The organism is Pseudarthrobacter sp. NCCP-2145, assembly GCF_023708005.1.
GTDB lineage: Bacteria > Actinomycetota > Actinomycetes > Actinomycetales > Micrococcaceae > Arthrobacter > Arthrobacter oxydans.
This window is the reverse complement of sequence record NZ_BRCG01000015.1, coordinates 1-12,785: the sequence shown is the minus strand read 5'-3', so window position 1 is coordinate 12,785 and position 12,785 is coordinate 1. Positions and strand designations below refer to the sequence as shown.

Genomic DNA, 12,785 nt, shown 5'->3' with positions numbered 1-12,785 from the left:
CCGCTGGGCACCGCCAGCTGCGCAGACGCAATCTTTCCGGAGGTCCCTGTGCCAGGTATGAATCTCACGCGAGTTGAAGCCACTGAACGTGCCAAACTGATTTCCGTCGAGTCCTACGAGGTCAGCCTGGACCTGACCCGCGGCGCAGACGTCTTCGGCAGCACCACCACCGTGAAGTTCAGCGCCAGGCCCGGGTCCTCCACTTTCATTGACGCCGTCACCTCCGACGTCCACAGCGTCACCCTGAACGGCAGGAGCCTGGATCCGGCCGCCGTGGCCGACGGCGCCAGGATCCAGCTGCCGGAGCTCGCGGACCAGAACGAGCTCACCGTCGTGGCCGATGCACCCTACATGAACACCGGTGAGGGCCTGCACCGCTTCGTGGACCCGGTGGACAACGAGGTCTACCTGTACACGCAGTTCGAAGTTCCGGATTCGCGCCGGATGTTCGCCGTGTTCGAACAGCCCGACCTGAAGGCGGCGTTCACCTTCACGGTCACCGCGCCCTCGCACTGGGACGTCATCTCCAACTCCCCCACGCCCGCACCCCAGGAGGCCACGCCCGGGGACGACGGCGGCGCCCGTTCCGTATGGTCCTTCTCCCCCACGCCGAGGCTGTCCTCCTACGTCACGGCACTGATTGCCGGCCCCTACCAGTCCGTGCGCAGCGAAGTGGTGAGCTCCGACGGGCGGACCATTCCGCTGGGTGTCTTCGCCCGGAAGTCACTGATGCAGTACCTGGACGCCGACAACATCTTCGAGCTCACCCGACAGGGCTTTGCATTCTTCGAGGCACAGTTCGGCTGCCCCTACCCGTTCGAGAAGTACGACCAGCTGTTTGTTCCGGAGTTCAACGCCGGCGCCATGGAAAATGCCGGGGCGGTGACCATCCTGGAGGGCTACGTCTTCCGCAGCAAGGTCACGGAAGCCCAGATCGAACGCCGTGCCATCACGGTGCTCCACGAACTCGCGCACATGTGGTTCGGGGACCTGGTGACCATGCGCTGGTGGAACGACCTGTGGCTGAACGAATCCTTTGCCGAATACATGTCCCACCTCGCGGCGGTGGAGGCGACGTCCTTCACCAGCGCGTGGACCACCTTCGCCTCAGTGGAGAAGTCCTGGGCCTACCGCCAGGACCAGCTGCCCACCACGCACCCGATCTTTGCCGAGATCAACGACCTGCAGGACGTCGAGGTCAACTTCGACGGCATCACCTACGCCAAGGGCGCCTCCGTCCTCCGCCAGCTGGTGGCATGGGTGGGCCCGGAACAGTTCATGGCCGGCGTGCGTGAGTACTTTGCCAAGCATTCCTGGCAGAACACGGAGCTGAGCGACCTACTGGTGGAACTGGAGAAGGCCAGCGGCCGCGACCTTGACGACTGGGGCCGGCAGTGGCTGGAAACCTCCGGCGTGAACACCCTCAAGCCGGAGCTTGAAGTGGACGGCGGCGGCGTGCTCACGTCCTTTGCGATTGTCCAGTCTGCCGTTGACGAGTGGCCCACGATCCGGCCGCACCGCCTGGCGGTGGGCTTCTACAACCTCAACGGGTCCGGCAAGCTTGAGCGGGTGCACCGCGAGGAGCTGGATGTCGACGGCGGACGCACCGAGGTACCCGGGCTGGTGGGGCTTGCCCGGCCGGACCTGATCCTGGTCAACGATGACGACCTCGCCTACGCCAAGGTCCGGCTGGACGAAAAATCCCTGGCAACGGCCACGGCCCACCTGAAGGACTTCAGCGAGAGCCTGCCGCGGACCCTTGTCTGGAACTCGGCCTGGGACGCCGCCCGCGACGGCGAGACGCCGGCGCGGCGCTACGTTGACCTGGTCCTCGCCAACGTGGCGGCAGAGTCTGATTCCTCGGTGATCCTGGTCCAGCTCCGCCAGCTGGCCACAACCCTGAACTTCTACGTTGCGGAGAAGCACCGCGAGGCCACCGCGGTGGCAGCCGCGGACCGGCTGTGGAACCTGGCGTCCGGAGTGGCCGGCGGATCCGACGCGCAGCTCCAGTTCGTCAAGTCCTTCGCGCTGCTGGCCCGCAGCGGGTCCCAGCTGGACAGGGTGGCGGGGATCCTGGACGGTTCAGCCACCCTGGAGGGGCTGGCCGTGGACCAGGACCTGCGCTGGGAGCTGGTGGCCTCCCTGGTGGCCGGCGGACGCCTCGGCCAGGACGGCATTGATGCCGAACTCCAGCGCGACAACACCTCCAGCGGCCAGAATGCCGCGGCCCTCGCCAAGGCTGCCATCCCCACCCCCGAAGCCAAGGCAGCGGCCTGGGACTCCATCGTGGTCAGGGGCGACCTCTCCAACGCGCTCCAGGGTTCGGCGGTCACCGGCTTCATGCGGGTCCTGAACCGCACCCTGCTGGAGCCGTACGCGGAGAAATACTTCGAGGCGGTACCGGGCATCGTCGAAACCCGCACCCACGCACTGGCCCAGCAGATCGTCGTCGGACTCTACCCGGCCCTGCTGACCACCCAGGCGACCGTTGACCGCACGGACGGCTTCCTGGCCGCGCTTCCGCCGGCAAGCGCCGCGCTGCGGCGCATGATGCTGGAAAACCGCGACGGCGTTGCCCGGGCACTGCGCGCCCGCGCGGCTGATGTCCTCCCGGGCGAGGCATAGGAGGCCGGGATGGGACTCAGTGAGCACCGGTATGGGCTGACCATCCAGTGGACGGGCAATTCGGGTGAGGGGACCTCGTCCTACCGGGGCTATTCCCGGGACCACGACATCCTGATTCCCGGGCTGCCGGTCCTGAAGGGCTCAGCGGACCCCACGTTCCACGGGGACAAGGCACGCTACAACCCGGAGCAGCTGCTCCTGGCGGCCCTGGCCCAGTGCCATATGCTTTCCTACCTGCACGTGGCCGTGAAGCACGGCGTGGTGGTCACGGCCTACCGCGACGAGGCGTCGGGGATGCTGAAGCTGAACCGGGACGGCAGCGGCCAGTTTGAGAGTGTGACGCTGCGCCCGACGGTTACGGTGGCGGATCCGGCACATGCGGAGCTGGCCGGCCGGCTGCACCATGAGGCGAACCAGGTGTGCTTCATTGCCCGCAGCGTGAACTTCCCGGTGGGACATGAACCGGTGACGCTAACGGCCTGACGGTGGACTCAAAGGCTCCGGGGCAGCAGCCCGGCCAGCCGCGCCTCGGTCTCCGGCGCCAGCCCGGCCTTCCGCTGCCGGTTGAGTCCACGGACGCGTTCGTCGGCCAAGGCATCCGCCAGCGTCTCCTGCCACGGCCGCAACTGCAGTCCCTGGGCCAAAGCTGCGCTGTTGCTCCGGGCCATAAAGCCGCCGTGCCCGGGCGGGAGCCACAGCGGCAGTGAATCCGGGCCCGCCCAGTAGTTCACGCCGTGCTCCGCCAGCCATGTTTCCTCTGCCGGAAGGATCGTGCCGCGGTGGCCTGCAGCGTCCCGGGACGCGGCAATGTAGTTCCCGAAAGGCACCTGTTCGCCTACAGCGTTCAGCGGCCCGGTCACGCCGTCCCCGGCGGCGCGCAGGATCCAGGCCGCGAGGTCGCGGACGTCGATGGCCTGGGTGGGGCTGGTGTCGATGGCGGGTACGAGGACCGGGCGGCTGTCCCGGGCAAACCGGGCAGGCCAGTAGCCGTAGCGGTCTGAGCTGTCCCAGGGGCCTCCGATCAGTCCGGCACGGCACAGGTGGGCTTTCCCGCCCGCGGCCTGCATGGTTGCCTCCTCGATGGCCGCCTTGGATTCGCCGTAGGTATCCGGCGTGGACGGAGTCCCGGCCGGAAGCGCAGGCAGGAGGGGAGCGTCCTCGTCCGCGCCGGGAACCGAAGCATCCGCATAAACCGAGCAACTGGAGACGAACGTCCAGTGCGCAGCGCGGCCTGCGAGGGCCTCAAGCGCCTCAGTGGCAGGGACAGGGTCGCGAGCGACCTCGACCACGGCGTCCCACTCCCCGGTCGCACCGGCGTAGGCGTTCGCGCCCAGTGAACGGTCCGCCCTGAGCCAGGATGCACCCTGGGGCGGAACAGCCGCGGAGCCGCGGGCAAGGCAGGTGACGTCATGCCCGGCCGCCACAGCGCTGCGGACAATTCCTGCGGAGAGGAAGGCCGTTCCGCCGAGGACAAGGATGCGCATGTTGAGAGGCTACGGCGATAGTGTTGAAGGAGAACAGGGCGTCCGCGCCGGGCGAAACCGGCATCACGGCATACCCTTCCCGGCACAGCCAAACAACAGCAGGAGTACTACCCCCTCATGGTCAGCACGTTGTCCATCCTTCCTTCCGCCGCCAGCGAGCCGGACGGCATCAGCGTCACCGGCATCGTGATCAGCCTCGGCGTCGGCGTTGCCATCTGGCTGGTGGCCACCTTCGTCATCTCCCGCATCACCAGGCGCGTGGCGGCAGGCAGCAATTTCTTCAAGAAACCCACCTTCAGGTGGGCCGCCCCTGCCTTCAGGGCGCTGGACCATGAGCGGCGCGTACAGCGTGCCGAAACCATCGGTTCACTGCTGAACAGCATCGTGGGAGTACTGGTGGTGGTCATCACCGGCATGTACGTCCTGCAGAACCTGGACATTAACATCGCACCCCTGCTGACCAGCGTCGGCATCCTGGGTGTGGCCATCGGCTTCGGCGCCCAGCAGCTGATCCGCGATTTCCTGGCAGGAATATTCATCACCATTGAGGACCAGTTCGGCATCGGCGACGTGATCGAAACCAGCGAGGTGGTGGGCGTGGTGGAATCCATGGGCCTGCGCATCACCCGCGTCCGGTCCGACGACGGCGCCATCTGGTACCTGCGCAACGGCGAGATCCTGCGGGTCGGCAACCGGTCCCAGGGCACGTACGTCCCCCTGCACGAATCGCCGGACGGCACCACGGACCAGGGCTCGGACCACGGCGCCGAGAACACCAAGACCGAGCAGAAAGCCGGAGAATAGCGATGACGATTCCCATCGAGCCGCAGCGGCCGCAGCTGATGCAGAACGATCCGTTCACTAAGCCCGGCTACACCGACAACTTCTATGATGCCGTGGGCGGGCACGACACCTTCGTGAAGCTGATCGACGTCTTCTACGACGGGGTGGCGACGGATCCCCTGCTGCGGCCGATGTACCCCGAGGAAGACCTTGCACCGGCGAAGCGCCGCTTCCTGATGTTCCTTGAGCAGTACTGGGGCGGGCCCACCACCTACGGCGAGGAACGCGGCCACCCCCGGCTCCGCATGCGGCACATGCCGTTCAAGGTGACTCCCGAGGCCAAGGACCGCTGGCTGTTCCACATGCGCAAGGCTGTGGACGCCCTGGAACTTCCGCCGCTGTACGAGGGCACCCTATGGGACTACATGGAGCGGGCCGCACTGTCCATGGTGAACAGCCCCTCGGCGCCCTGACCGGTGACGCCGGAACCGGCGGTTAGAGGAGTCCGCTTCCGGTCCGCGCCAGGACGTGGCCGCGGCTGCCCGTGAGGCGGAACCACCGGCCGGCCCGGTAGAGCTTCTGGTCGCCGTCGGCTAGGAATCCCAGGGCCAGTGCGGCGAAGGCAGCGCCGGCGGGCAGCCCCGACGCATCGAGTTCCCGGCCCCACACCGCGGCGCGGGCATTGTTGACGATGAGAGCACCGGGCTTGTCCGGCACGATTCCGGCCACCTCGGCGATGCCTGCCTCGGCTGCCGCCCGCAGTTCCGCATCGGGCCGTGAGCCGACCAGTTCCCACCCGCTCCGCGGGGCGCCCACCCCCGTCCAGGACTCGGTGACGGTGGACGGCGGAACGGGGAGTTCGACGTCGTCCTGGCCGGCGCGGGCCAAACGGTCCAGGACCGCGGACAAGGCCACGGTCACATCCGTCGCCGAGGGTTCCGCCAGGGCCATGGTGCGCAGCCCGAGGATCGTGGGGGTCGATTCGCCCAGGAGCCTCGGCCGGAGCACGCACACATACGCGGCAAGGACGGAACCTGCCGCCTGAAGCCGGATGGCGCCGTCGTCAATGGCTTTTGCCCGCGTGGCGAAGGTCTTCAGATCGGCAAGATCCTGGGAGTCGGCAAAACGGAAGGACGAGGTGAGGAGATCAGACACACCAAGAACACTACCGGCTGGGGCTTTGTTGAGCAGTGCCGGGGCGCCGTCTAGAGTCGAACCATGACTGAAGCCGACGCCGGACTGCTGGCGCTCCCCAGCGAAGATCCCACCTCATCGCTCATCTCCCTCCTTGACCTTGGTGAGCTGGAGGGGGCGCGGACGGACGAGGACATTTTCCTGGGACCTTCCCAGCAGCAGCCCCACCACCGGGTGTTCGGCGGCCAAGTGCTGGCCCAGTCGCTCATCGCATCCATCAGGACTGTGGCCCCTGACCGCTTTGTGCACTCCATGCACGGCTATTTCCTTCGGCCGGGCGACGCCAACAAGCCCATCACGTTCGGCGTCCAGCGACTCCGCGACGGCCGGTCCTTTTCGGCACGCCGGGTCCACGCCTACCAGGAAGGCACGCCGATCCTGTCGATGATCGCTTCCTTCCAGGGGGAGGATGAGGGGATTGAGCACCAGTCCACGATGCCCGGCGGCATTCCGGACCCGGAGTCTCTGCCCAGTACCGCTGACCTGCTGGGAAAATTCGACCACCCCGTGGCGCGGCACTGGGCCTATGAGCGTCCTTTCGACATCAGGCATGTGGATCCTCCGCTGTACGTCTCCGCGAAGGGCAAGCGGGAAGCCCGCAATGCGGTGTGGATGAAGACTTTCGGGCCGATGCCGGACAATCCCAACCTGCACCGGGCGGCCCTGGCATACGCCAGCGACTACACGCTCCTTGAGTCCATCCTGCGGCGCCACGGTTTGAGCTGGATTACCCCCGGAATGAATGTGGCCAGCCTCGACCACGCGATGTGGTGGCACCGCCCCGCCCGCGTGGACGAGTGGCTCCTCTATGTGCAGGAATCGCCCAGCGCGCAGGGCGCCCGCGGCCTGGCGACGGGCAAGATCTTCAACCAGGCCGGCCAGCACGTGGCGTCCGTGGCGCAGGAAGGCATGGTCCGGGTCCCCACGGACCTGAAAAATAAGGTGGTGGGCGCCTTCCAGTCCAAGGTGATGGAGCACCAGATCCGCAAAGCCGGGCGGGACTGACCGTAAATTCCGCGCCCGGCGCAGAACACGGAACAGGCCGGCACCCACTGGGTGCCGGCCTGTTCTGCGCTGTTGGTGGAGCGTTGCCCCTCGTTATCCCGCCGCGGGTCAGTCCCGGGTGAGGCGGCGGTGCGTGACGCGGTGCGGCTTCGCGGCATCCGGCCCGAGGCGCTCAACCTTGTTCTCCTCGTAGGATTCGAAGTTGCCCTCGAACCAGTACCACTTGGAGGGGTTCTCCTCGTCGCCTTCGTAGGCCAGGATGTGCGTGGCCACCCGGTCCAGGAACCAGCGGTCGTGCGAAACCACCACGGCGCAGCCGGGGAACTCGAGCAGGGCATTCTCCAGGCTGCTGAGGGTTTCGACGTCGAGGTCGTTGGTGGGCTCATCGAGCAGCAGCAGGTTGCCGCCCTGCTTGAGGGTCAGCGCCAGGTTCAGGCGGTTGCGCTCACCGCCGGAGAGTACGCCTGCCTTCTTCTGCTGGTCCGGGCCCTTGAAACCGAAAGCGGCAACGTAGGCGCGGGACGGCATTTCGACCTGGCCCACCTGGATGAAGTCCAGTCCGTCGGAGACGACTTCCCACAGGGTCTTGTTGGGGTCGATGCCCCCACGGCTCTGGTCCGCGTACGAGATCTTGACCGAGTCGCCGATCTTGAGGTCTCCGCCGTCGAGCGGCTCAAGCCCGACGATGGTCTTGAAGAGCGTGGTCTTGCCGACGCCGTTGGGGCCGATGACGCCAACGATGCCGTTGCGGGGAAGGCTGAAGGACAGTCCGTCGATCAGGGTGCGGTCCTCGAAACCCTTCTGGAGGTTCTTGGCTTCCAGCACCAGGCCGCCGAGGCGGGGTCCCGGCGGGATCTGGATCTCTTCGAAGTCCAGCTTGCGGGTGCGGTCCGCTTCTGCGGCCATTTCCTCGTAGCGGGCCAGGCGGGCCTTGGACTTGGTCTGGCGGCCCTTGGCGTTGGAGCGGACCCATTCCAGTTCCTCGCTGAGGCGCTTGGCCTGCTTGGCGTCCTTCTTGCCCTGGATTTCCAGGCGGGCACGCTTCTTCTCCAAGTACGTGGAGTAGTTGCCCTCGTAGGGGTACAGGTGGCCGCGGTCCACTTCGGCGATCCATTCGGCCACGTGGTCCAGGAAGTACCGGTCGTGGGTGACGGCCAGGACGGCACCCGCGTACGAGGAGAGGTGCTGCTCGAGCCACAGCACGCTCTCTGCGTCAAGGTGGTTGGTGGGCTCGTCCAGCAGCAGCAGGTCAGGCTTCTGCAGCAGCAGTTTGCACAGGGCGACACGGCGGCGCTCACCACCGGAGAGGTTGGTGACGTCGGCATCCGCCGGCGGGCAGCGGAGGGCATCCATAGCCTGCTCCAGCTGGGAGTCCAGGTCCCAGGCATCTGCGGCGTCGATGGCTTCCTGCAGCTGCCCCATTTCCTCGAGGAGGGTGTCGTAGTCAGCGTCGGGGCTGGCCATTTCCTCGGAGATTTCGTTGAACCGCTGGATCTTGCCGTAGATCTCGCCCACGCCCTCCTGGACGTTGCCCAGGACGGTTTTTTCTTCGTTGAGCGGGGGCTCCTGCAGCAGGATGCCCACGCTGTAGCCGGGACTCAGCCGGGCCTCACCGTTGGAGGGGGTGTCCAGTCCAGCCATGATCTTGAGGATGGTGGACTTACCGGCACCGTTCGGGCCCACGACGCCGATCTTGGCGCCAGGGAAGAAGGACATGCTTACGTCGTCAAGAATAAGTTTTTCGCCAACGGCTTTGCGGGCCTTGGTCATTGTGTAGATAAATTCCGCCATGGTTCCAAATCTAGTGGGTTGGCAGGCATATCTCACATTCCGGGCGACAGGCTCAGGTGCCTACAAAGCACTTGCCGCTGGCCAGGACTGGCAGGACGGTCACTGCTACCGCACCGTCGCGGACCTGGCCGATCACGCAGTCACGCCCTTGGAGCACTGCGGCCTCAATGGCATCTGCTTCCAGGCCTGTGGGTGTCCGGCTCTGCGACACTTCAAGCACCCCGGGTGCAATGCCCGCCCCCGTGAGAGCGTCGCTTACCTGGGCAGTGGCGGGTTTGGGCGTTCCTGCCGCCAGCCTGCCCAGCGCGTCAGTGACCGTCTGGCGGACAGTTTCCGTGGCGGCGGCTTCAGGGGCGCCGTTTGAGGCAGCCCCAGAGGTATCCGCCAGGGGTCCGGCGTCCTGCGTCCCGGGAGTGCCGGCGCCTGTCTGATCTGCGGCCGCCGGGCCGGCAGCCTGTGACGGTGCAAGTCCCGGCCCTGCAATTCCTGGCTCCGTAACGCCAGGCGCTGCTGAAGCGGATTCGTTGACAGACGGTGTCCCGCCCACGCAGCCTGCCAAGGATCCCGCCATGGCGGCGGCTGACAGCGCAGCCAGCAGGCGGCGGGTGGGGCGCTGGTGTGACAACCGGGCAGATTTCGCCGAGCCGGTGCGGGCAACCTGCGGGTCCCCCGCCGAGACAATCTTCCGGTGGTCGAGGGTAAGCCGCATGCAGTCATTCTGCCACGAGGTAGTGAACCTCCTTCGCAACCTTGACGGGAACAACCTCGACGGGCAGGACACGGCCGGGGGGTGCCGTGGTCCTGCCCGCAAAGGCAGCCATGGAAGCAACAGCAACAGCCCTCCTACACTCCGGATTCGGCGAGCTCCCCCGTTTCCAGGTTCAAACCAACGATGTCGCCGTTGGTGTCCTCGATGAAGGCAGCCGCCGGATCCCCGCCGCCGTCCAGGTCTTCGTCACCATCTTCAGGTTCATCGAACGTTCCGTCTGCTGCCCGGTGTTCGCCCTCGGAGGGGGGAGGATCCTGCTCCACGAGTGAGAGGATCGGTTTGGCGGAGGAGCGGATGAAGTTGGCCGTGCCCCACGTGAGGTCGTGACCCACAGCGTCGGCATCAATGGTGTGTGAGTAGTAAACCCGGCCGTCCCTCTCCCAGCTGCGGATTTTCAACGTACCGAACACAATGACGGGCTGTCCCTTCCTGATGCTGCAGCCGATGTTTCCCGCCAGGTGGCGGTAGCCCTGGACCAGGAACCAGTTCGTGTGGCCATCCGTCCACGTGCCTGATTCCCTGTCGTAGCGGCGGGAGGTGGATCCAATACGGAAAGAAGCCGTGGCCACTCCCCCTGGTGTTGTGGAGCTCTTGACCTCGGTGGCAACAAAGCCCCGGACCGTTATGGTGTCGCTCATCTTTACGTCCTGTCTTCATGAGTGATGCCCTAGCAGGCAGGACCAGCATCGCCCGCGCCGCCGGCCGTGATCGATGGAGTGGCCTGCCTATGTGGACAACCCGGCTGTGTACCTGCCTGTGGAGGAAAAGTGGGTGGGCGGGCCGCTGGTGACTTGCCGGCGCTCCGGGCAATGTAAACTTTTTGAGGCGCCGGAGATCAGCTCCGGAAGGCCATGCCTCAGTAGCTCAGGGGATAGAGCAGCGGCCTTCTAATCCGCCGGTCGGGGGTTCGATTCCCTCCTGGGGCACCAACCGGAAACACCCCGGTTCACGGACCGGGGTGTTTCTCGTTTTCATCACCGCCCCATTACTCCTGCTCCCCGGAACATCGGCGGCAAGGCGGAGCTGTTCCTATAGACAAGCCCCTGGTGTCCCTCATCTCAAACCGACGATGACGACCACGATCGTTACGTCGTCAGGAACGAGTGATCTTGGTAGGTTCAAGACATAGTCAATTGGGGGGACATATGAAAAACCGAGTATTTAGAACGACGGCTATCACCGCTTTACTACTGTCGTTAACTGCCTGCTCCGGCTACCAGGGAATCACGGCTGTGCACCGGGAAATGGACGCCCGGGACAATTTGCCGGCCGCCGTTCAGAACTCCAACCCCGATCTACCTTCTGACTTCAGGCTTCTAACCGAGGACGCCGGAGTAAGGTATTTCGCTGCCGAGAGCGAAGATTTCACCCGCGCGTGCATAGCGGTCTATCCCGTCGACAAGCCGGACCAGTGGGCCATCGGATGCAGCGAAGGGATTACGGGCGACCGCGAAATTGTCACGGTAAACCACACCGGCCAGCCGACAGCGAAGCTGGTGACTACGGGCTTCGATACGAGCGCCCTTGAATCCGGGGGCTGGCGAAAAATCCACGACAATGTCCTCATAGGCTCGGCAACGCAGCCATAGCTGGCCAGGACATCACCGGAGCCTAGCGAGAGAGCTCTTCTCCCTTAGGCAGGCTCATGACAGGTCTCTCTTGAGGCGGTAGTAGAGCTCGCGGGCGATGAAGCGTTTGAGGCAACGGATGGCGTCGGCGGATGAATGTCCCTGTGCTCGTTTTCGGTCGCGGTAAGCCTGGGATCTTGGGTCATAGCGCAGTCGGCAGATGGCTATCAGGTAGATGACCCTGTTGGCTTGGCGGTTGCCACCCCGGTGCAGTCTCATGCGGTGTGATTTCCCGGAGGAGACGGGTATGGGTGCGACACCGCAGAGACGGGCGAAGGCGGCTTCGTTGCGGAAGCGGTCAAAGTTCTGGCCGGCAGTTATGAGTAGTTGGGCGACACTGACGGGGCCGACTTGGGGCAGCGCCAGGGTGTTGGGCGCCACAGCGGCGACCAGCTGAGTCAGGTGCTTGTCTAGCTCGTTGATTTCGGCCGTGAGCTCGTAAATGCGGCGGCCCAGCTCACGGAGTGCATATTTCACTGCCTGCTCGGGCTCGTGGATACGGCTTAGGTCCGGCCGCAGTGCGCGGGCTTGAGTGGCTTTGCCCTCGAGGGTTCTGGCGGTCAGTCTGGTTCTGAGATGATCCGGTGCGGTGAGCAGAACATCGCGCAGCTGGACACATGCCGCGCTGCGGGCCTTGATCGCTGAGTCTCTGACCAGGTGAAGATTGCGGATTGCTTCAACCGTTCCGGTGGTGTCTTTCACTGGATCCTTGCATTCACCAGACAGAACTTTGCGGGCAGCGGCTTCAGCGTCGACCGCGTCGCTCTTTCCTACACGGTGGCGGACTTGAGAGTGGCTCTTGTTGACCTCTACGACATCAATCCCTGCCGCGATCAGGTGCCGGGTCAGGCCGGCGCCGTATGAGCCGGTACATTCGATGCCGAAGGCGTTGATGATCCCGAAGCTTGCGGCCCAGTCCAGCAATAGTTGGTAGCCATGGCGGCCCGAGAGAAATTCTCGATCGCCAAGCCTTCGCCCGTCTTGGTCTACTGCCGCGGTGGTGGACCAACTGATGGGTGTCCACTCCGATCGTTACAGTCCTGGCGGGGTGTGTCGTTGTGAGTGTCATGCCGCCTCATTACTGTCGAGGTTGTGATTGGCGAGCACGGTTGTCCGGGCCGGGCGGACAAAGCACTGAAAAGCTAAGCTGCACGTTCCTATCAAGTCACGACTCCGTCCGGCCCGGTCGCCCTAGGCGAGTGGCAGGACAGCTGCACCGACAGATCTCCGCATAGACAGATTCATGCACGAGGTACCGAACGTCAGGCTCGCTATAGCCGAATCTTTGGTGCGAGACGGGCAGAGCAATTGAACCGACAAATCTCCTCCAATACAGATCCGATCCTGTGCCGAACGTCAACATGCGGGTAAGTCAGGAACTGCTCCCCTGCCACAGTTGCAATTCTCCTCAGTGCTCAGCGGGGTGCTCGTCAGGCCTGCAACCGGTGCGGTGCCTCCACCAGCGCCCGGACCACGCTGCCCGCCGCCCCCAGCAGGGCCCCGGCA

General features: G+C 65.2%; 12 protein-coding genes and 1 tRNA gene. 7 read left to right on the top strand and 6 right to left on the bottom strand.

Annotated elements, in window-relative coordinates; translation table 11 throughout:
- The first annotated feature begins 57 nt into the window (after nucleotides 1–57).
- Complete coding sequence (gene pepN, locus NFU08_RS13670) at nucleotides 58–2,625, top strand: aminopeptidase N (RefSeq protein ID WP_251424097.1); 2,568 nt, start codon at nucleotides 58–60, stop codon at nucleotides 2,623–2,625.
- Nucleotides 2,626–2,634: 9 nt separating this feature from the next.
- A complete protein-coding gene (locus tag NFU08_RS13665) occupies nucleotides 2,635–3,108 on the top strand; it encodes an OsmC family protein (protein WP_251424095.1) in 474 nt (157 codons plus the stop codon).
- An 8-nt stretch (nucleotides 3,109–3,116) separates the two neighbouring features.
- Here the strand turns inward: NFU08_RS13665 and NFU08_RS13660 are convergent, their stop codons facing one another.
- The gene (locus tag NFU08_RS13660; RefSeq protein WP_251424093.1) at nucleotides 3,117–4,109 is read right to left on the bottom strand and encodes an epimerase; all 993 of its coding nucleotides are present in this window, start codon (nucleotides 4,107–4,109) and stop codon (nucleotides 3,117–3,119) included.
- 117 nt (nucleotides 4,110–4,226) lie between these two features.
- Here NFU08_RS13660 and NFU08_RS13655 point away from each other — a divergent pair, with 117 nt between their 5' ends.
- Nucleotides 4,227–4,913, top strand: coding sequence for a mechanosensitive ion channel family protein (locus NFU08_RS13655; protein WP_066276677.1), 687 nt, complete (start codon nucleotides 4,227–4,229; stop codon nucleotides 4,911–4,913).
- Between the two features lie 2 nt (nucleotides 4,914–4,915).
- Complete coding sequence (locus NFU08_RS13650) at nucleotides 4,916–5,365, top strand: globin (protein WP_285835598.1); 450 nt, start codon at nucleotides 4,916–4,918, stop codon at nucleotides 5,363–5,365.
- A 22-nt stretch (nucleotides 5,366–5,387) separates the two neighbouring features.
- On the opposite strand, the gene NFU08_RS13645 is transcribed toward NFU08_RS13650, so the two are convergent.
- On the bottom strand, nucleotides 5,388–6,047 hold the full coding sequence (locus NFU08_RS13645; RefSeq protein WP_251424091.1) for a hypothetical protein: 660 nt from the start codon (nucleotides 6,045–6,047) through the stop codon (nucleotides 5,388–5,390).
- Between the two features lie 63 nt (nucleotides 6,048–6,110).
- On the opposite strand from NFU08_RS13645, the gene NFU08_RS13640 reads away from it, so the two are divergent.
- Nucleotides 6,111–7,091, top strand: a complete 981-nt coding sequence (locus tag NFU08_RS13640; protein WP_174179897.1) for an acyl-CoA thioesterase II — start codon at nucleotides 6,111–6,113, stop codon at nucleotides 7,089–7,091.
- 108 nt (nucleotides 7,092–7,199) lie between these two features.
- Here NFU08_RS13640 and ettA read toward each other — a convergent pair whose 3' ends face one another.
- The 3 genes from ettA to NFU08_RS13625 form a co-directional block, all read right to left on the bottom strand.
- A complete protein-coding gene (gene ettA, locus NFU08_RS13635) occupies nucleotides 7,200–8,882 on the bottom strand; it encodes an energy-dependent translational throttle protein EttA (RefSeq protein WP_174179899.1) in 1,683 nt (560 codons plus the stop codon).
- 52 nt (nucleotides 8,883–8,934) lie between these two features.
- Nucleotides 8,935–9,591 (bottom strand): DUF6993 domain-containing protein, encoded by a 657-nt coding sequence (locus NFU08_RS13630; RefSeq protein ID WP_251424089.1) that lies wholly within the window; start codon nucleotides 9,589–9,591, stop codon nucleotides 8,935–8,937.
- 134 nt (nucleotides 9,592–9,725) lie between these two features.
- Nucleotides 9,726–10,289, bottom strand: a complete 564-nt coding sequence (locus NFU08_RS13625; RefSeq protein ID WP_174179903.1) for a single-stranded DNA-binding protein — start codon at nucleotides 10,287–10,289, stop codon at nucleotides 9,726–9,728.
- Between the two features lie 215 nt (nucleotides 10,290–10,504).
- Here NFU08_RS13625 and NFU08_RS13620 point away from each other — a divergent pair.
- Nucleotides 10,505–10,580, top strand: a tRNA-Arg gene (locus tag NFU08_RS13620).
- Between the two features lie 216 nt (nucleotides 10,581–10,796).
- On the top strand, nucleotides 10,797–11,240 hold the full coding sequence (locus NFU08_RS13615; RefSeq protein ID WP_174179955.1) for a hypothetical protein: 444 nt from the start codon (nucleotides 10,797–10,799) through the stop codon (nucleotides 11,238–11,240).
- Between the two features lie 54 nt (nucleotides 11,241–11,294).
- On the opposite strand, the gene NFU08_RS13610 is transcribed toward NFU08_RS13615, so the two are convergent.
- Nucleotides 11,295–12,293, bottom strand: coding sequence for an IS110 family transposase (locus tag NFU08_RS13610; protein WP_251424208.1), 999 nt, complete (start codon nucleotides 12,291–12,293; stop codon nucleotides 11,295–11,297).
- Nucleotides 12,294–12,785 lie beyond the last annotated feature (492 nt).

What these genes read in the sequence shown, in the direction of transcription:
- pepN (WP_251424097.1), top strand. Translation starts at nt 58, where the DNA reads ATGAATCTCACGCGAGTTGAAGCCACTGAACGTGCCAAACTGATTTCC.
- NFU08_RS13665 (WP_251424095.1), top strand. Translation starts at nt 2,635, where the DNA reads ATGGGACTCAGTGAGCACCGGTATGGGCTGACCATCCAGTGGACGGGC.
- NFU08_RS13660 (WP_251424093.1), bottom strand. Translation starts at nt 4,109, where the DNA reads ATGCGCATCCTTGTCCTCGGCGGAACGGCCTTCCTCTCCGCAGGAATT.
- NFU08_RS13655 (WP_066276677.1), top strand. Translation starts at nt 4,227, where the DNA reads ATGGTCAGCACGTTGTCCATCCTTCCTTCCGCCGCCAGCGAGCCGGAC.
- NFU08_RS13650 (WP_285835598.1), top strand. Translation starts at nt 4,916, where the DNA reads ATGACGATTCCCATCGAGCCGCAGCGGCCGCAGCTGATGCAGAACGAT.
- NFU08_RS13640 (WP_174179897.1), top strand. Translation starts at nt 6,111, where the DNA reads ATGACTGAAGCCGACGCCGGACTGCTGGCGCTCCCCAGCGAAGATCCC.
- ettA (WP_174179899.1), bottom strand. Translation starts at nt 8,882, where the DNA reads ATGGCGGAATTTATCTACACAATGACCAAGGCCCGCAAAGCCGTTGGC.
- NFU08_RS13630 (WP_251424089.1), bottom strand. Translation starts at nt 9,591, where the DNA reads ATGCGGCTTACCCTCGACCACCGGAAGATTGTCTCGGCGGGGGACCCG.
- NFU08_RS13625 (WP_174179903.1), bottom strand. Translation starts at nt 10,289, where the DNA reads ATGAGCGACACCATAACGGTCCGGGGCTTTGTTGCCACCGAGGTCAAG.
- NFU08_RS13615 (WP_174179955.1), top strand. Translation starts at nt 10,797, where the DNA reads ATGAAAAACCGAGTATTTAGAACGACGGCTATCACCGCTTTACTACTG.